Annotated in this window: 17 protein-coding genes; 11 read left to right on the forward strand and 6 right to left on the reverse strand. The window is 72.5% G+C overall.

Going from position 1 to position 17,484, the window contains the following annotated elements; translation table 11 throughout:
* Positions 1-66 precede the first annotated feature (66 nt).
* Complete coding sequence (locus AWQ71_RS15215; RefSeq protein ID WP_067133274.1) at positions 67-765, forward strand: poly-gamma-glutamate hydrolase family protein; 699 nt, start codon at positions 67-69, stop codon at positions 763-765.
* Between the two features lie 55 nt (positions 766-820).
* Here the strand turns inward: AWQ71_RS15215 and AWQ71_RS15220 are convergent, their stop codons facing one another.
* Both AWQ71_RS15220 and casG read right to left on the reverse strand, forming a co-directional pair.
* Complete coding sequence (locus tag AWQ71_RS15220; protein ID WP_067133277.1) at positions 821-2,038, reverse strand: HEAT repeat domain-containing protein; 1,218 nt, start codon at positions 2,036-2,038, stop codon at positions 821-823.
* Between the two features lie 4 nt (positions 2,039-2,042).
* Entirely contained in the window at positions 2,043-3,683 is a 1,641-nt protein-coding gene (casG, locus tag AWQ71_RS15225; RefSeq protein ID WP_067133279.1) for a steroid-24-oyl-CoA synthetase, read from the reverse strand.
* A 270-nt stretch (positions 3,684-3,953) separates the two neighbouring features.
* On the opposite strand from casG, the gene AWQ71_RS15230 reads away from it, so the two are divergent.
* Genes AWQ71_RS15230 through AWQ71_RS15265 form a run of 8 tightly spaced genes read left to right on the forward strand, consistent with a single transcriptional unit; the run spans position 3,954 to position 12,708 of the window.
* Positions 3,954-5,183, forward strand: a complete 1,230-nt coding sequence (locus AWQ71_RS15230; RefSeq protein ID WP_067133281.1) for an NADH:flavin oxidoreductase — start codon at positions 3,954-3,956, stop codon at positions 5,181-5,183.
* A 21-nt stretch (positions 5,184-5,204) separates the two neighbouring features.
* Positions 5,205-6,860 (forward strand): steroid-22-oyl-CoA synthetase, encoded by a 1,656-nt coding sequence (casI, locus tag AWQ71_RS15235; protein ID WP_067133283.1) that lies wholly within the window; start codon positions 5,205-5,207, stop codon positions 6,858-6,860.
* Between the two features lie 39 nt (positions 6,861-6,899).
* Positions 6,900-8,066 carry an acyl-CoA dehydrogenase family protein gene (locus AWQ71_RS15240; protein ID WP_067133286.1) on the forward strand — a complete coding sequence of 389 codons (1,167 nt, stop codon included), beginning with the start codon at positions 6,900-6,902 and terminating at the stop codon, positions 8,064-8,066.
* Positions 8,063-9,058 carry a bifunctional MaoC family dehydratase N-terminal/OB-fold nucleic acid binding domain-containing protein gene (locus tag AWQ71_RS15245; RefSeq protein ID WP_067133288.1) on the forward strand — a complete coding sequence of 332 codons (996 nt, stop codon included), beginning with the start codon at positions 8,063-8,065 and terminating at the stop codon, positions 9,056-9,058. The genes AWQ71_RS15240 and AWQ71_RS15245 overlap by 4 nt, the downstream gene beginning before the upstream one ends.
* Positions 9,058-10,173: an acyl-CoA dehydrogenase family protein gene (locus AWQ71_RS15250; protein ID WP_067133291.1), complete on the forward strand. Its 1,116-nt coding sequence runs from the start codon at positions 9,058-9,060 to the stop codon at positions 10,171-10,173. Before AWQ71_RS15245 ends, AWQ71_RS15250 begins: the two co-directional genes overlap by 1 nt.
* Positions 10,170-10,649, forward strand: coding sequence for a MaoC family dehydratase (locus AWQ71_RS15255; RefSeq protein WP_084258908.1), 480 nt, complete (start codon positions 10,170-10,172; stop codon positions 10,647-10,649). The genes AWQ71_RS15250 and AWQ71_RS15255 overlap by 4 nt, the downstream gene beginning before the upstream one ends.
* Positions 10,646-11,830 (forward strand): lipid-transfer protein, encoded by a 1,185-nt coding sequence (locus AWQ71_RS15260; protein WP_067133294.1) that lies wholly within the window; start codon positions 10,646-10,648, stop codon positions 11,828-11,830. Before AWQ71_RS15255 ends, AWQ71_RS15260 begins: the two co-directional genes overlap by 4 nt.
* Complete coding sequence (locus AWQ71_RS15265; protein ID WP_084258909.1) at positions 11,827-12,708, forward strand: MaoC/PaaZ C-terminal domain-containing protein; 882 nt, start codon at positions 11,827-11,829, stop codon at positions 12,706-12,708. The genes AWQ71_RS15260 and AWQ71_RS15265 overlap by 4 nt, the downstream gene beginning before the upstream one ends.
* Before the next feature lie 74 nt (positions 12,709-12,782).
* On the opposite strand, the gene AWQ71_RS15270 is transcribed toward AWQ71_RS15265, so the two are convergent.
* Positions 12,783-13,232 (reverse strand): ester cyclase, encoded by a 450-nt coding sequence (locus tag AWQ71_RS15270; RefSeq protein WP_067133297.1) that lies wholly within the window; start codon positions 13,230-13,232, stop codon positions 12,783-12,785.
* A 184-nt stretch (positions 13,233-13,416) separates the two neighbouring features.
* Positions 13,417-13,875, reverse strand: coding sequence for a DUF5990 family protein (locus AWQ71_RS15275; RefSeq protein ID WP_067133300.1), 459 nt, complete (start codon positions 13,873-13,875; stop codon positions 13,417-13,419).
* Between the two features lie 140 nt (positions 13,876-14,015).
* Here AWQ71_RS15275 and AWQ71_RS43830 point away from each other — a divergent pair, with 140 nt between their 5' ends.
* Positions 14,016-14,246 carry a glutamate ligase domain-containing protein gene (locus AWQ71_RS43830; protein WP_067133302.1) on the forward strand — a complete coding sequence of 77 codons (231 nt, stop codon included), beginning with the start codon at positions 14,016-14,018 and terminating at the stop codon, positions 14,244-14,246.
* Here AWQ71_RS43830 and AWQ71_RS15285 read toward each other — a convergent pair.
* Positions 14,201-15,010 (reverse strand): SDR family oxidoreductase, encoded by an 810-nt coding sequence (locus AWQ71_RS15285; RefSeq protein ID WP_067133304.1) that lies wholly within the window; start codon positions 15,008-15,010, stop codon positions 14,201-14,203. The two genes, AWQ71_RS43830 and AWQ71_RS15285, sit on opposite strands and share 46 nt — an antisense overlap.
* Before the next feature lie 176 nt (positions 15,011-15,186).
* Between AWQ71_RS15285 and AWQ71_RS15290 the strand changes: the two genes are divergently transcribed.
* Positions 15,187-16,764 (forward strand): FadD3 family acyl-CoA ligase, encoded by a 1,578-nt coding sequence (locus AWQ71_RS15290; protein WP_067133307.1) that lies wholly within the window; start codon positions 15,187-15,189, stop codon positions 16,762-16,764.
* 8 nt (positions 16,765-16,772) lie between these two features.
* Here AWQ71_RS15290 and AWQ71_RS15295 read toward each other — a convergent pair whose 3' ends face one another.
* A complete protein-coding gene (locus AWQ71_RS15295; protein WP_067133310.1) occupies positions 16,773-17,255 on the reverse strand; it encodes a hypothetical protein in 483 nt (160 codons plus the stop codon).
* Positions 17,256-17,484: the final 229 nt, after the last annotated feature.

Genomic DNA, 17,484 nt, shown 5'->3' on the forward strand with positions numbered 1-17,484 from the left:
CGAGAGCACCGGATGATCATGCGTTGTATTCTCGGGCGATCTTTGATCTTTGAAAGGTTTGCCCCCATGAGGAAAGCGCTGTTCGTCGTCGCGGCGAACGTACTGATGCTCACGTTGTGCGGTACGGCCCAGGCCGCCTCGGCCAAGAGGGCCGACACGTATCCCGACTTCCGGCAGCTCGCGGCCCACGAGGCCGAGGGGAAGGACTTCCGCCGCGTACAGCGGTTTCCAGGCGGGGCGCGGGTGGCGCACATCGCCATCCACGGCGGCGCGATCGAGGCGCCCACCACCCAGCTCGCCGACGCGGCCGCGGGGAGCAAATACGCCTTCTACTCCTTTGAGGGGCTCAAGCCGTCCGGCAACAGGCAGCTCCACATCACCGCCACCCATTTCGACGAGCCCAAGGCCCTCAAGCTGGTGGCGGCGGTCGACTACACCGTCTCCTGGCACGCCGCCGCGGGTGCAAACGCGACGACGTACGTCGGCGGCCGGGACAAGGGGCTTGTCCGCAAGGTCAGCGCCGAACTGCGTGCGGCGGGGTTCACCGTCGCGACCTCGGTGCCCGGCGAGATCGCGGGTGTGAGCCCGCGGAACATCGCCAACAAGAACCGCAGGGGCATGGGCCTGCAGCTGGAGATCAGCCGCGGCCAGCGAGAGCGGTTCTTCGCCGGAGGGAAGCTCGGCCGCGCCTGGGTCGAGAACCCGGCCCACCGCACCGAGGCCTTCAACCGGTACGTCGCCGCGGTCAACCGCGCGCTGTCCTGACCCGAGGCGGCGAGGTCATCGCGAGCCCGGCGGCGGAGCGACGCGTCGGCGTCGTTCACCAGCGCGACCCGCGCAGCGCGGCGGCCACCTGCCTGGCCACCGCGGGGGAGGGGTCACCGAGCAGGGTGACGAACTCGTTCATCGGCGCGCTGAGGCGATGCAACGTTCGGACGGCCTCGGCCCGGACCCGGGGGCGGGGGTCGGCCAGGTATGGCCGGACGAGATCGGCGTCGGCGCGGCCGCCGCAGTCGGCGAGGCCGGCGATCAGGTTACGGGCCTCCGTGCCCGGCCGCCCGGCCAGGAGCCGGCGGTAGATGTGCGCCGGGTCCCCGCCCGCTCGCCTGACCGCCCATTGCGCGGTCAGGCGGGTCATCGAGGACGCGTCGCCCAGGAAGCGCGACCCGTGCTCCGGGCGTCCCAGCCGGACCAGGCCGGTGAGCGCGACGGCCCGAACCCGGGACGAACGGGTGGCCAGCAGGCGCTCCAGCAGGTCGGGCCGGTCCATGCGGTCGATCGCCTCCGCGCACCGGATCCGGGAGACGACGTCCACCTCGCCGAGGGCGGCGGCCATCAGATCAGACTCGCGCAAACGGCCCGCATCAAGCGAAATCTCGTAGGCGAACCTGCGGGCCCGCGGATCGGCGCAGCCCCGCATCGTGGCCAGCGTCTCGTCGTCCGCGCCCAGCAGCGCCGCACGGACCGCGGCCAGCGCGGAGGCGCCGCGCCGCCGGTCGCCGAGCCGCACTGCCACCGGGACGAGGGCGAGCAGGTCCGAGGTCGCGACATCGGTGAGCGCAGGAGCCAGCGCCTCCAGCGCCGCCGCCCTGACCTCCTCGACCCAGTCGGTCGCGCGGATCAGCAACACGGGTAGGAGCCGAGGATCGGTCCGCATAGCGGCGTCACGTACGGCCCGCTCGCGCCGGCGGCCGTCAGGTGAGCAGGCCCGCAGCGCGACGGCGAGCGGGTTGGCGGGCTCCCGAACGGCGGGGACCCTACTGCGTGGCACCGGGCCGCTGTAGCCATACCAGGAGTGGCGCAGCATGAGGTCGAGATCCAGCCACAGCGTGGGGCGGCCGGACACCAACGCGTCGAGGGCGCGTTCGGCGAGTTCGTCGTGCGTGACCACGTTGACGAGAGCCGCGCACAGGTCCTGGACCGCGTGCCGGTGACCGGCTTCCACTCTCGCCACGAGTCCGGGGACGACGTCCGCGAACGGCTTCGCCCGAGTAGGCGGCCAGATCCGTCGCGTCCTGAAGCCCTTCACACCGGTCATGATCTCAGGGTTCGATGTCGCGGCGGATCACTTTTCCGGTGGCGTTGCGGGGGAGGGGCTCGGTGGTGATGCGCCAGCGGGACGGCACCTTGAAGTACGCCAGCTCGTCCGCGGTGTAGGCGCGCAGCTCCTCCTCACCGACGGGCCGCTCGCCGTTCGTGACGACCACGGCCATGACCTCCTGGCCGAGGTCGGGATGGGAGACGCCGATCACGGCACACTCCAGCACGGCGGGGTGCTCCGCCAGGACGTTCTCGATCTCGGCGGGGTAGACGTTCTCGCCGCCGCGCAGGATCAGGTCCGAGCGGCGGGCGGTGAGGCGCAGCCGCCCCTGCTCCATCACGCCGATATCGCCGGTGTGCAGCCACCGGCCGGCCCGGATGGTCTGCTCGGTGGCCACCGGGTCCTTCCAGTAGCCGAGCATGGTGAACGGGCTGCGGACGCAGATCTCGCCCTCCTCGCCCTCGGGGAGCGGCTCGCCCAGCGGGTCGCGGATCTCCACCTGCACTGTGAGGACGGGACGGCCCAGCGTGCCGGGCGCCTCGGCGAGGTCGGCGGGCGTCGCGGCGGACACGGCGGTCGAGGTCTCGGTCAGGCCGTAGCTGTCGACCAGGGCGTTCTTCGCCGGAGGGAAGGCCGCGCGCAGCCGCTCCTTGAACGCGGGCGAGGACGGCGCGGAGGCGAGCGCGAAGGCGGTCAGCGAGGAGAGGTCGTATTCCGACAGGTCGCCGTGCTCGATCAGGCGGTGCGCCATCGTCGGCACCGCGCCCCAGTTCGTGACCCGCTCCTTCTCGATGAGGCGCAGCACCCGGTCCACGTCGAAGGCCCCCTGGTGCATCACCACGGCGCTGCCGGTCGCCAGGCGGGGCACGACGAGGTTGTGCAGGCTCGCGATGTGGAACAGCGGCAGGGCGAGCAGGTAGCGCCGGTCGGCGGGATCGGCCAGGTCGCCGAACGCGGCGGCCAGGGCGTCGTTCATCCGGTGGTACTCGATGACCGACGTCAGGTTGCGGTGCGAATGGACGGCTCCCTTCGGCCGCCCGGACGTGCCGCTGGTGTAGAGGATGACCGCGGGGTCGTCCTCGGCGACGTCGGCGGCGGGCAGGACGGCGCCGGGGTGGCGGCGGGTGAGCCGGGAGACGTCGTCCTCGATGGTCAGGACGGTGCCGCCGTCCTCGACCAGGGCGGCCCGCTTCGCGTCCGCGACGATCAGCGCGGGCTCGGTGTGGCCGATCGCGTACGCGACCTCGCGGCGTGACCACCAGGCGTTGTAGCCGACGGCGACGGCGCCGATCGTGACGCTCGCCCAGAAGGAGAGGATCCAGCCGGGGGAGTTGGCCGCGCTGATTGCGACCCGGTCGCCGGGGCGTACGCCGTACTCGTCCCGGAGGGCGGTGGCGAGAGAGGCGACCTGGGTGGCGTGTTCGGCGAAGCTCAGCCGCCCGTCCGCGGTGACGATGTAGTCGCGGTCGCCGAACCGGACGGACCGGGCCAGCACCTCTCCCAGGGACCTGGCGCGGTTCTTGTAGCCCCGCATGCGCGCGCCGAGGACGTCCTCCTCGACCAGTTCGAAATCCCCGCCGGGGCCGGTCAGCCGGGCCATCACGGCGAGGGCCGCCGCTCTCGGATCCGTCGACGTCGACATCAGTTCCCTCCCGTGCCGCCGGAACTCCGTCTTCCTGGCCGCCAATATTCGCGATCGCGGGTGCCGCGGAACGCGTCTTCCCGGTCACCGGGACCGGCGGTCGTCCGGCTCAGCGGCCCGGCGGGTACGGCGGGCGCCGCGGCGCGGCCACGCGCACCGCGAGGTCGGCGCCGCGGCCTTCCCGTTCAGCGGGATTCACCGGAGCCGGGGGACCCTCCGCTGGCTAACGTCGGCCGTGCTCCCCGAGACGGAGTGCGGACGGAGGACCCCTTGACTCACACGACGCCCAGGGCCCGCGAGGCGCCGGACGTGCTCGCTCCGGCGAAGCTCGGCCCGGTGGCCCTGCGCAACCGCGTCATCAAGGCCGCGACCTACGAGGGGTTGAGCCGCAAGGGCCTCGTCACCGACGAACTCATCGACTTCCACGTGCGCCACGCGGCGGGCGGCGTCGGGATGACCACGGTGGCCTACTGCGCGGTCGCGCCCGAGGGCCGGACCGACCGGCGCCAGATCCTGTGGACTGCGGAGGCGCTGCCCGGCCTGCGCAAGCTGACCGAGGCGGTGCACGCCGAGGGCGCCGCGGTCGCCGCGCAGATCGGCCACGCGGGCCCGGTCGCCAACCCCAAGTCCAACCGCCTGCCCGCGCTCGCGCCCAGCAGGCACTTCCACGCCACCACCGTGAGCTTCACCAAGGAGGCGACCCGGGACGACCTGACCCGGATCGTCGCGGCCCACGGCCACGCCGCGTCCATGGCCGTCGAGGCCGGGTTCGACGCCGTCGAGATCCACCTCGGGCACAACTACCTCGCCAGCTCGTTCCTCAGCCCCAAGCTCAACCACCGCAAGGACGAGTACGGCGGAAGCCTGGAGAACCGCGCCCGCCTCTCCCGGGACATCGCCCGGGCCGTGCGCGACGCCGTCGGCGACCGGATCGCCATCACCGCCAAGCTCAACATGGACGACGGCGTACCCGGCGGGTTCTGGCTCGACGAGGCGATCACGGTCGCCCGGTGGCTGGAGCAGGATGGCTCGCTCGACGCCCTCGAACTCACCGCGGGCAGCTCCCTGCTCAACCCCATGTACCTGTTCAAGGGCGACGCGCCGCTGCGGGAGTTCGCGGCGGTGATGAAGCAGCCGGTCAAGCTGGGCGTCCAGCTCGTCGGCAAGCGCTTCCTGCGCGCCTACCCCTACCGGGACGCGTACCTGCTCGACGACGCGCGGCAGATCCGCGCCGCCGTCACGATGCCGCTCATCCTGCTCGGCGGCATCACGAACAAGACGGTCATGGACCAGGCGATGGCGGAGGGCTTCCAGTTCGTCGCGATGGCGCGGGCGCTGCTGCGCGAGCCGGACCTGATCAACCGGATCGCGGCCGACGAGAGCGTCCGCTCCCTGTGCATCCACTGCAACAAGTGCATGACGGCGATCTACGGCGGCACCCACTGCGTGCTCACCGGCCCCCTGATCGCACAGCCGCCGGTACGGAAGCCGCGGGCCTGAGGAGGAGGAGAACGGAGAACCGTGCACCGAGAGACGATCGCCGACCTGCTGCTCGACCGGGTGGGGGACGACCGCCCGGGCCTGCGCACCCGGGAGCGCACCTGGACCTGGGACGAGGTGGTCCGCGAGAGCGCCGCCCGGGCCTCCCTGTTGCGTGAGCTGCGGATCGACGGCCCCTTCCACGTCGGGGTCCTGCTCGGCAACGTGCCCGAGTACGTCTTCTGGCTCGGCGCGGCGGCGCTCAGCGGCGCCGTGATCGTGGGCATCAACTCGACCCGGCGCGGCGCGTACCTGGAGGAGGAGGTCAGGCACACCGACCTGCGGCTCGTCGTCACCGACGAGGCCGGGCTGAAGCTGCTCGACGGCCTCGACATCGGCGTGGAGCGCGACCGCTTCCTCCTCGTGGACGGCGAGGACTACGCGGCCCGGGTGGCCGCGCACGCCTGCGAGCCGGAGCGCGACCCCGGCGTCACCGCCGCGACCCGGATGCTGCTGCTGTTCACCTCCGGCACCACCGGCGCGTCCAAGGCGGCGATCTGCTCCCAGGGCCGGCTGGCCGCGCTCGGCTACGCCAACTGCGCCAAGTACGGCGTGGCCGGGGACGACGTCACGTACTGCTGCATGCCGCTGTTCCACGGCAACGCCGTCATGGGCCTGTGGGCGCCCTCGCTTGCCGCGGGCGCGACCGTCACGCTCGTGCCCGCGTTCTCCGCGTCCGCGTTCCTGCCCGATGTCCGGTTCTACGGTGTCACGTTCTTCACGTACGTCGGCAAGGCGATCGCGTACATCCTGGCCACGCCCGAGCGTCCGGACGACGCGGACAACACGCTCGACCACGCCTTCGGCACGGAGGCCTCGCCCGAGGACCAGGCCGAGTTCCGGCGCCGCTTCGGCTGCCGGCTGATCGAGAGCTACGGGTCGAGCGAAGGCTCCGGCATGGTCACGCTCGCGCCCGAGGGGCCCGCGAGCGCGCTGGGCCGCCCCGCCCACGCCGGTGTCGTCGTCGTCGATCCGGAGACCAGGGAGCGGCGGCCGCGCGCGGTGCTCGACGAGCACGGCCGGGTCGTCAACGCCGAGGAGGCGATCGGCGAGATCGTCAACACGGAGGGCGCGGCGAAGTTCGAGGGCTACTACAAGAACGATGCGGCCAACGCCGAACGGGTCCGGCACGGCTGGTACTGGACCGGCGACCTCGGCTACATCGACGAGGCCGGCTACATCTACTTCGCCGGCCGTTCCGGCGACTGGATCCGGGTGGACGGCGAGAACATCTCCGCGCTGCTGACCGAGCGCGTCCTGCGCCGCCACCCGCGCGTCGTCGCCGCAGCCGTCTTCGGCGTGCCCGACCCGCGCTCCGGCGACCAGGTGATGGCCGCGATCGAGATCCCCGAGGGGACGGCCTTCGAGGACCTCGACCTGCCCGCGTTCCTCGCCCGGCAGGCGGACCTCGGCACCAAGGGCGCGCCGCGTTACGTCCGGGTGTCCCACGCGCTGCCGGCCACCGGCTCCAACAAGCTCCGCAAGAAGGAGATGCAGCACGACGGCTGGCGGACCGAGGACGCCGTGTACCGCTGGGCCGGCCGCGGCGCGCCGCGCTACACCCCGATGACCGCCGAGGACAAGGCCGCGTTGCGCGCGGAGTTCCACGCCAACGGACGGCAGCGCTTCCTGCCGTAGCCCCAGTACGGCCCAGCAACCCGAGTAGGAGAGCGGAACATGGATCTGCGCGAGACCGCCGCGCAACAAGAGCTGCGCATGGAGCTGCGAAGGTACTTCGCCGGCCTCATGCCGGAGGCCGAACGCCGCCGCGTCGGCGAGCAGGGCGTCGGAGGCGACCGCTTCCGCGAGGTGGTCAAGCGCCTCGGGGCCGACGGCTGGCTCGGCATCGGGTGGCCGGTCGAGTACGGCGGCCAGGGCCGCTCGATCGAGGAGCAGTACGTCTTCTTCGACGAGGTCCAGCGGGCCGGGCTGCCGTTCCCGTTCGTCACCGTCAACACGGTCGGCCCGACCCTGATGAGCCAGGGGTCGGAGGAGCAGAAGAGGCGCTTCCTGCCCGGCATCCTGTCCGGCGACATCGTCTTCGCGATCGGCTACACCGAGCCGGACGCCGGCACCGACCTCGCGTCCCTGACGACCCGCGCGGTCCGCGACGGCGACGAGTTCGTCGTGGACGGCAGCAAGATCTTCACCAGCGGCGCGAACACCGCCGACTACGTGTGGCTGGCCTGCCGTACCGACCCGGACGCGCCGAAACACAAGGGCATCTCCATCCTGATCGTGCCGACGGACGCGCCCGGGTTCTCGTGGAGCCCGATCCAGACCGTGGGCGGCATGATCGTGGCCGCCACCTACTACAGCGGCGTACGGGTGCCCGCGACCGACGTCGTCGGCGAGGTGAACGGCGGCTGGCGGCTGATCACCCACCAGCTCAACCACGAGCGGATCGGGCTCGCCGCGCTCGGCGGCCGCATGATCAGGCTCTGGGAGGACGTCCTCGCCTGGGCCAGGGAGAACGGGACCATCGAGCTGCCGTGGGTCCAGCGGGACTTCGCCCGCACCTACGCCAAGCTGGAGGCGATGCGCCTGCTCAACTGGAAGATGACCGGCGCGGTGGCACGCGGCTCCCTGTCCGGCGCGGAGGCCGGGGCCGCCAAGGCGTACGGCACCGAGACCCACATCGACGTGCAGCGCACCCTCACCGGCATCATCGGCGCGGCCGGGCGGATCCGGCCCGATTCACCCGGCGCGGCGCTGGCCGGCCAGATCGAGCAGCTCTCCCGCCAGGGCATCGTGAACACCTTCGGCGGCGGTGTGAACGAGATCCTCAGGGACATGGTCGCCACCCAGGGGCTCGGCCTGCCCCGGCTGGGGCGGGGCGTATGAGCGCGGCGTACGAGGACCGGCTGCGCGCGTTCGTCGGCCGCGAGATCCACCCGCTGCGGCCGGGCCAGGACCCGGTCAACGTGCCGATGATCCGGCACTGGGTCGAGGCCATGGAGGACGACAACCCGATCTACCTCGACGAGGAGGCCGCCCGCGCCACCGGCAGGGACGGCGTCGTCGCGCCCGCGTCCATGGCGCAGGCGTGGGTGATGCGCGGGTACGCCGCGACGGCGGCGGCGAAGGGCGGCGGCGGCCCCGCCGACGAGCTGACCGACCTGCTCGCCGAGGGCGGGTACACCTCGGTGGTGGCGACCGACTCGGAGTTCGAGTTCCACCGCGAGCTGGTGCCCGGCGACCACGTCGCCGCGCGGGAGGTGGTCGAGTCCATCTCGCCGGAGAAGGCCACCGCGCTGGGCGCGGGCCGCTTCATCACGTCGCTGCGGACGTACCACGACCAGGACGGCGAGATCGTGGCCGTGCAGCGCTGGCGCATCCTGCGCTTCCGCCCCAAGCCGAAGCCACAGAAGCCGCGGGAGCCGGAGGAGCGGCCCGAAGGCACCGCGGCGGAACGGCCCGAGGAGCGGGCGCCCCGGCCGCAGCCGGCGATCAACAGGGACAACGCGTTCTGGTTCGAGGCGGCCCGCGAGCGCCGGCTGCTGATCCAGCGCTGCGCCGCCTGCCGGACGCTGCGCCACCCGCCCGGCCCCTGCTGCCCGGAGTGCGGCTCGTTCGAGTGGGACACCGTGCGGGCGTCCGGCGACGCGCACGTCTACAGCTTCGTGGTCAACCACCACCCCCGCCATCCGGCGTTCGACTACCCGTTGATCGTCGCGGTCGTCGAACTGGCGGAGGGCACCCGGCTGATCACCAACCTGGTCGGCGTCACCCCGGAGGAGGTCGAGATCGACATGCCGGTCGTCCTCGACTGGGTGGACGCGGGCCCCGAGTCGTCGCTTCCGGTGTTCCGGCCGGTCGCCCAGGAAGGTCAGTGATGGACTTCACCCTTGACGAAGAGCTCGAAGCGATCCGCGACCTGGCCCGGAAGATCTTCACCGACCGCGCCACCCCCGAGCGGGCGCGCGAGGTGGAGCGCTCGCCCGAGCGCGTGGACGAGAGCCTGTGGGCCGAGCTGGCCAAGGCGGGACTGCTCGGCGTCTGCGCGCCGGAGGAGGCCGGGGGAGCCGGTCTCGGGCTCGGCGCGCTGTGCGTCCTGCTGGAGGAGCAGGGCCGCGCCGTGGCGCCCGTCCCGCTGTGGCCGGCCTCCGTCGCCGCGCTCACGGTCGCCGCGCACGGCACCGCCGAGCAGCGTGCGCGCCTGCTGCCCGGCGCCGTGGACGGCTCGTCGCGGCTCACCCTCGCCCTGGAGGAGTTCGGCCCGGACGAACCGGGCGCGCCGCGCTGTGCGGCGGTGCGCGACGGCGGGTCCGGCGGCTGGCGGCTGACCGGGGTCAAGGCGGTCGTCCCGTCGCCCTTCGGCGCCGCGCACGTCCTGGTCGCCGCCCAGGCTGACAGCGGAACCGGGCTGTTCCTGGTCGACCGCGACGCGGACGGCGTGACCTGGGAGGCGGCCGAGACCACGAGCCGCGACCTCGGCGGCACCATGACCCTGGACGGCGCGCCCGCGCAGGAGATCGGGTTCCCCGGATCCGGCGTCCTCGACTGGACGATCGAGCGCGCCTCGGTGGCGCTGGCCGCCGTCCAGCTCGGGGTCGCCCAGGGGGCGCTGCGGCTCGCGGCCGGCTACCTCGGCGAGCGCCGGCAGTTCGGCCGCCCGCTGGCCACGTTCCAGGCGGTGCAACACCAGCTCGCCGACTGCTACATCGACATCGAGGCCATGGGAGTCACCATGTGGCAGGCCGTCACCTCGCTGGAGGCGGGCGAGCCCGCCGCGGCCGCCGTGCTCGTCGCCAAATGGTGGGCGGGCGAGGCCGGGCTGAACGTCGTCCACCGCACCCAGCACCTGCACGGCGGCATCGGCGTGGACGTCGACTATCCCGTGCACCGGCACTTCCTGTGGGGCAAACAGATCTCCGGCACGCTGGGCGGCGCGAGCGCGGATCTCGCCCGCCTCGGCGCGGTGCTGGCGGCGGGGCCGGTGGCGTCATGACCGAGACCATCGCGAACGCCGCCGTGAATCACACCGTCCGGCAACTCGGCGGGCCCGGCCGCATGTACGACGAGGTGGCGGTCGGCGACCGGCTGCCCGAGCTGTCCATCCCGCTGACCCGGACCCTGATCGTGGCGACCGCGATCGCCGGCCGCGACTACCAGGACGTGCACCACGACCCCGAGCTGGCGGTCGAGCGCGGGTCCAGGGACATCTTCATGAACATCCTGACCAGCAACGGCCTGGTCGAACGGTTCGTCACCCGCTGGGCGGGCCCGGCCGCGGTCGTCGCCGCGATCCGGATCAGGCTCGGCGCGCCCAACTACCCGGGCGACACCATGGTGCTCACCGGCGAGGTCACCGCGAAGGACGACGCGGAAGGCCGGGTCGAGGTCTCCGTGCGCGGCGAGAACGCCCTCGGCGCGCACGTGACCGGCACCGTCGTCGTACGGCTCCCGAAGGGAGAGAACGCGTGAACGTCGCCCGCCCCCTCTCCGGCGCCGCGGCGATCGCGGGCATCGGCGCCACCGAGTTCTCCAAGAACTCCGGGCGCAGCGAGCTGCGGCTCGCCTGCGAGGCGGTGCTCGCCGCGGTCGCCGACGCCGGGCTGAAGCCGTCCGACGTGGACGGCCTGGTCACCTTCACCGCCGACACCAACAGCGAGATCCACGTCGCACGCAGCACCGGCATCGGCGAGCTGACGTTCTTCTCCCGCGTCGGGTACGGCGGCGGCGCCGCCTGCGGCACGCTCCAGCAGGCGGCGATGGCCGTCGCGACCGGCGCCGCCGAGGTCGTCGTCTGCTACCGCGCGTTCAACGAGCGCTCCGGCGAGCGGTACGGCCTCGGCCAGGCGGAGCGGCCGATGGACACCAGTGCCGACCGGGCCGCCTACGCCTGGATGACGCCGTACGGGCTGAACACCCCGGCGCAGTGGGTCGCGATGTTCGCCCGCCGCTACATGCACGAGTACGGCGCGACCAGCGAGGACTTCGGCCGGGTCGCGGTCGTGGACCGCCGGCACGCGGCGGTCAACCCGGCCGCGTGGTTCTACGGGCGGCCGATCACCCTGGAGGAGCACCAGGCGTCGCGCTGGATCGCCGAGCCGCTGCACCTGCTCGACTGCTGCCAGGAGACCGACGGCGGCCAGGCGCTGGTCGTGGTCTCCGCCGAGCGGGCCCGCGACCTGCCGCACCCGCCCGCGGTCGTCCGGGCCGCCGCGCAGGGGTCCGGCGCGGACCAGCACATGATGACCAGCTACTACCGGCCCTCGATCTCCGGCATCCCCGAGATGGGCCTGGTCGGGCGCCAGCTCTACCGGCAGAGCGGTCTGGGGCCGGACGACGTCGACGCGGCGATCCTGTACGACCACTTCACGCCGCTGGTGCTCCCGCAGCTTGAGGAGCTGGGCTTCTGCGGGACGGGAGAGGCCAAGGACTTCATCGCGGACGGCCACCTCGAACTGGGCGGGCGGCTGCCGTTCAACACGCACGGCGGGCAGCTCGGCGAGGCGTACCTGCACGGCATGAACGGTGTCGCCGAGGCGGTCCGGCTGGTCCGGGGCACCTCGGTGAACCAGCCGGACGACGTGCGCAACGTGATCGTGACCGCGGGCACGGGCGTGCCCACCAGCGGCCTGCTGCTGGGAGCGGACGGATGAGCGGCGGGGGAGAGGTCCCCGCCACGGCGGATGCGGGGGACGACGTGCCTCATCCGACGACGGCGGAGCGGGACGCGGGCGCGTGGGCGGGCCACGACCTGGGCGAGTGCACGGTCGCCTACGACGAGCGGGACGTGATCCTCTACGCGCTCGCCGTCGGCGCGGAGGCGACCGACCTGGACCTGGTGTTCGAGGAGCGGCTGCGGGTGCTGCCGACGTTCGCGCTGACGCAGGCGCAGTGGGCCCCGGACGCGCTGGGCGCGCTCGGCGCGTTCGACATCGCCACCGCGGTGCACGGCTCGCAGCGCCTCGTGGTGCGCGCGCCGCTGCCCGCGTCCGGCGAGCTGACGATGCGGGCCCGGGTCGCGGCCGTGTGGGACAAGGGCAGCGCCGCCGTCTTCGACGTCGAGGTGGAGAGCGCGTGCTTCCGGGCCACCTGGTCGCTCTTCGCGCCGGGACGTGGCGGGTTCGGCGGCGAGCGCGGCGCCTCCCGCCCGAAGCCGCAGGAGACACCCGCCGACCACGAGCTGCGGGTCCGCACCTCGCCCAACCAGGCGGCGCTGTACCGGCTGCTGGGCGACCGGCACCGCATGCACATCGACCCGGAGGCGGCGAAGGCGGCCGGGATGCCCCGGCCGTTCATGCACGGCCTGTGCACGCTCGCGGCGGTGACCCTGCCGCTGGCCGCGGCCGTGGGCGCGCACCCCGCCGACCTGATCGAGCTGGAGGGCCGCTTCGCCGCCCCCGTCTTCCCCGGCGACCGGTTGGACACGCGCGCCTGGGCGGACGGGGGCGACGGGGCGGCGGTGCTGTTCGAGGCCGCCGCCGACGGCAGGACGGCGATCTCCGGTGGCCACGCCCGCTTCCGCGAACGTTAGTGCGGCGGCGTTATCCCGGCGATCGTGGGCCCCTCCTCGCCCTCGATGAGCACCAGCTTGAGCGGGCGCTCAGCTCAGGCGGTAGGGATGATTCCGAGCTGCTGAAGGACCTTCACACCGTCGTCGAGCCCGAGTTCCTCGACGATGAGACCGTCCTGGATCTTGAGCACCGTCGTGCCGGTGAAGCGGAGCGTCTTGCCGGACGCCGCCGGCGCGGAGCCGATGGGAAGGTCGTCGAAGATGATCGGCCCGGTGTGCGTGCCGCCGCCCTCCCACTGGCCGACGACGTAGTCGCCCTCGGCGATGAGGTCCGCGGTGCCCCAGAAGTTGAGGTCCGGGAACGCGGTGCGGAACTTGGTCGCGAACTCGCGCACCTCGTCGCGACCGCGCATGGGCTTGTGCAGCGAGTACTCGAACCGGATGTCCGGAGCGGCGAGTTCGTCGATGATGTCGGGGTTGAAGGGGTTGCCCCAGAACTCCGTAAACCATTGGCCGACAATGGCCTTGTTCTTCTCGAGCGACATGGGTTCGTCCTTTCCGTCGGTGGCCGCCACCGGTCCGCCAGCAGGCGTGGTGACATGTCGAAGACGCCGGTCGAAGCCGATACGTGAGATTGGCGGTGAAGATTCACGGGCGAGGCGCCCTGAGCGCACTGCCACGCCACGTCACGGAACTGATCGACCAGCACCTGGCCTCTCCATCGGGGCTTCAGTCTGCGGGGGCGGACCATTCCACCAGCGGCGGGCGGATCGCCGCGCACAACGGCTGGCCACGGGAATCCGTCAGCCCCAGCCGAGCCACCAGCAGCCCGTTGTCCACCGCAGCGTCCAGCACATCGGCAGGAATGCCGTCGAACCACAGCTTCGCCCGCCGGAACATCGAGAACACCCCGGCGTCATCAACCGTCCCCCACGACAAGTACACGAATCGGCCACCCGGCCGGCCCTGCACAAACGGGCCCCGAAGATCCCACCCGGTCTCCCGATGGGTCGCGGTCACCTCCAACTCCCAGACCGCTGACGGGGCGTCTCCGCGGTGCAGATTGAGCAGTTCGTCACGGCGCTCCCGTCGCTGCACACCGACATGGATATTGCGGTACCCGGGGAACCCAGGTGCCTGCCCACATTCCCGCCCTGGAAGGGCCAACGCCTCGATACGGATCAGCACGCCAACATCATCCCCCGGACTCATCGCCTTCGGTCGTGGCCAGGGGTGCCATGCATGGTGCCGGTGGTGGTCGACTACGCCCACTCCACCGACTCGCTGCAGAAGGTCCTCACACGATCCGCGGCTTCGCGCCGAAGCGGGTGATCACGGTCTTCGGCTGCGGCGGCGACCGGGATCCCACCAAACGGGCGCCGATGGGGGAGATCGCCGGACGGCACTCCGATCTCGTGATCGTCACGGGCGACAACCCGCGCAGCGAGGACCCCGAGGCGATCATCGACGAGATCTGGCCGGGCCTGGCCGGCACCCCGGGCGAGCGGATCTCCTACCTGCTCGGAGCCGACCCGCCCAGCTGCCGCGCGGCCAGGTAGCGTGCCGGGATCTCGCCGCCGCCGTGGACGGCGATGTCCGCGCCGGTCACGTAGGACGCCAGGTCGCTGGCCAGGTAGAGGCAGGTGTCCGCCACGTCGCCGGGCACCGCCATGCGGCCCATCGGGATGACCTCGGCGACGGAGGCGCCCTCGTCCGGGCCGTAGATGTGGGCGGCGGCCTCGGTGCGGATCAGCCCGGTCGTGATGTGGTTGACCCGCACTCTGGGGGACCATTCGAGCGCCAGCGCGCGGGTCAGCACGAGCAGGCCCGCCTTGGCGGCGGAGTAGGCGGCGGTGCCGGGCTGCGGGTCGTGTGCGGACACGCTGCCGATGTTGATGATCGACCCGCCGGTCTTCTGCTCGCGCATCACCTTGTTGGCCGGCTGCGCCACATAGAACGGCGCGAGCAGGTTCAGGTCCACGACGCGCCGGACGAACCGGGGCGAGACGGTGGCGGCGTCCGCGTCCGGCGAGCCCCCGGCGTTGTTCACCAGGACGTCGAGCCGTCCGAACTCGGCCACGACGTCCTCCACCAGGGCCGCGGCGGCCGCGGCGTCCCGGATGTCCGCCGGGAGGAACCGGGCGGTCCGGCCGGCCGCGCCGGGCAGGACGTTCGGCTCGTTGCGCCCGCACACGGCCACCTCGGCGCCCGCGGCCAGGAACCGCTCCGCGATCACGAAGCCGATGCCCTTGGTCCCCCCGGTCACGAGTACGGTACGGCCGCTGAAGTCGATGGTCGCGTTCAACGTGGTCCTCTCGTTCACGGTGGAACCGGCCCACCGGAGGCTACGGGCGCGCAGCGCCCGGCGGGGGCTCCGTACCGGCCACCGGGACAGCCCGGGCGGCGGGCGCCGTACGGACGGATCATGGGCGTCGCGGCGTGTCCCCGTCGCGGTGTCTCCCCCCGGAGCCCGAGAGGCTCCCACCGAAGGCAGGCAGGATGATCGACAACGACATACTGACGATTCCGTCCGTCCTGGAGCGTGCCGCGCGTGACTTCCCCGACGTCGAGGCCGTGGTGGACGGCCCCGACCGGGTGACGTACACGCGGTTGCGGGACGGGGTGCGCGAGGCGGCGCGGGCGTTCGTCGCGCTCGGTGTCGAGCGCGGCGACCGGATCGCGATCTGGGCGCCGAACAGCCTGAAGTGGATCGTGACCGCCCTGGGCGCGCTCGCCGCCGGAGCCGTCGTCGTGCCGGTCAACACGCGCTACAAGGGAGAGGAGGCCCGGTGGCTGCTCCAGCGGAGCCGGGCCCGGATGCTCTTCGCGCAGGACGGGTTCCTCGGTAACGGCTACCTGGACATGCTCGGCGTGCCCGGGGACGACGGCGGCGTCCCCGGGCTGGCCGGCCTCACCACCGTGGTCACGTACGACGACGAGCCGCGGCCCGGCGCGACCTCCTGGGACGCCTTCCTCGCCGAGGCGGGCGGCGTCACCGACGCGCGGGCGGCGGAGCGGGCGGCGTCGGTCGCCCCGGGCGACATCGCGGACATCCTGTTCACCTCGGGGACGACCGGCCGGTCCAAGGGCGCGATATGCACCCACGAGCAGAACGTCCGCACCTACCGGTCGTGGTGCGACCGGACCGGCGTCCGGCACGGCGACCGCTACCTCATCGTCAACCCGTTCTTCCACTCCTTCGGCTACAAGGCGGGCGTGATCGCCTGCCTGCTCCGGGGCGCGACGATGGTGCTCCAGCCGGTCTTCGAGGCCGGCGAGACGATGCGGCTGGTCGAGGCCGAGCGGATCACCGTCCTGCCCGGGGCGCCGACCGTCTATGTCTCGCTGCTGGACGCGCCGGGGCGGTCCCGGTTCGACCTCTCCTCGCTCCGCCTCGCGGTGACCGGCGCGGCGGTGGTGCCGGTCGCGCTCGTGCGGCGGATGCGGGCGGAGCTGTTCCCCGAGGTCGTCACCGCGTATGGGCTGACCGAGTCGTGCGGCACCGTCACCTCCTGCTCACTGGACGACGACGACGCGACCGTGGCGAACACCGCCGGTCGCGTGATCGACGGCGTGGAGCTGCGCATCGTGGACCCGGAGGGCCGCGACGTCCCGGCGGGGGAGGACGGCGAGGTCCTCGTCCGCGGCTACAACGTGATGCTCGGCTACCTCGACGACGAGGAGGCGACCGCCGGCGCGATCAGGGACGGCTGGCTGGTGACCGGAGACCGCGGACGCCTGGACGAGCGCGGCAACCTGACCATCACCGGCCGCTCCAAGGACATGTTCGTGGTCGGCGGCTTCAACGTCTACCCCGCCGAGATCGAGCAGGTGCTCGCCCGGCACGAGGGGGTCGCCGAGGCGGCCGTGGTCGGCGTCCCCGACCGGCGGATGGGCGAGGTCGGCCGGGCCTACGTCGTGCCGCGCCCCGGCGCCGACCTCGCCCCCGACGCGCTCGTGGAGTACTGCCGGGGCCTGCTCGCGAACTTCAAGGTGCCCCGCGAGGTCATGATCGTGGACGGCCTGCCCAAGAACGCCGCGGGGAAGGTGCAGAAGGCCGAGCTCTCCCGCGCCTGATCCGAGCCTCAGGCCGCCTGTACGAGCACGGTGCACCAGATCTCGTTGGAGTCGCCGATGCCGCAGTCGGCGATCTCCCCGTCCCTGATCTTCGTCCAGACTCCCTTCGTCCGCCAGTGCCAGGTGCCGACACGCGTGAATCGCTCGTGGTAGCCCTCGCTGTTGAACGTGAAGGCGTCGACGTCGACGCCGGTGCCGTTGCCGCCCTTCGTCCCGTTGCCGAAGGCCTGCTGGTCGCATCGGGCTTGCTTGGAGTTGCTCCCGGTGCCGCCGTCCCAGTTCCACACGTTGCAGAGGCCCGAGCCGGCGCCGAGGTTGAGCGTGATGTGCATTGTCCGGCCGGTCCTGTTCTTCACCGCGCCGCAGAAGCGACCGGTGCACGTGCTGGCGGAGGCGGCCGGCGCCCCCACGACGGCCACCCCGGACGCCATGAGGACAACGGCGGCGGCCGCGCCGGCCGCCCGGGTCAGGCGAGACTTCGTCTTGCGCATGGCGGTTCCATCTCCTTTGAAGGGCATCGGTCCCCCGACATTGAGATGATCAGGCACGAGCACGGAGTACGAGAACCTGGAAGCTTCAAGGGTCCGGAGACGACGGGTCTGATGCGGGACGTCTCCGGCGCCGGGCCCGGCGGGGTCCCAGCGGGCGCCCTTGTCGGTGGCCGGGCCGTGGCGGAAGCCCTCCATCACGCAGACGCGGCCGGCCGGAGCGCCTCGGCGG

The sequence above is a fragment of the Microtetraspora malaysiensis genome, assembly GCF_001528665.1.
Classification (GTDB): Bacteria; Actinomycetota; Actinomycetes; order Streptosporangiales; family Streptosporangiaceae; genus Microtetraspora_A; species Microtetraspora_A malaysiensis.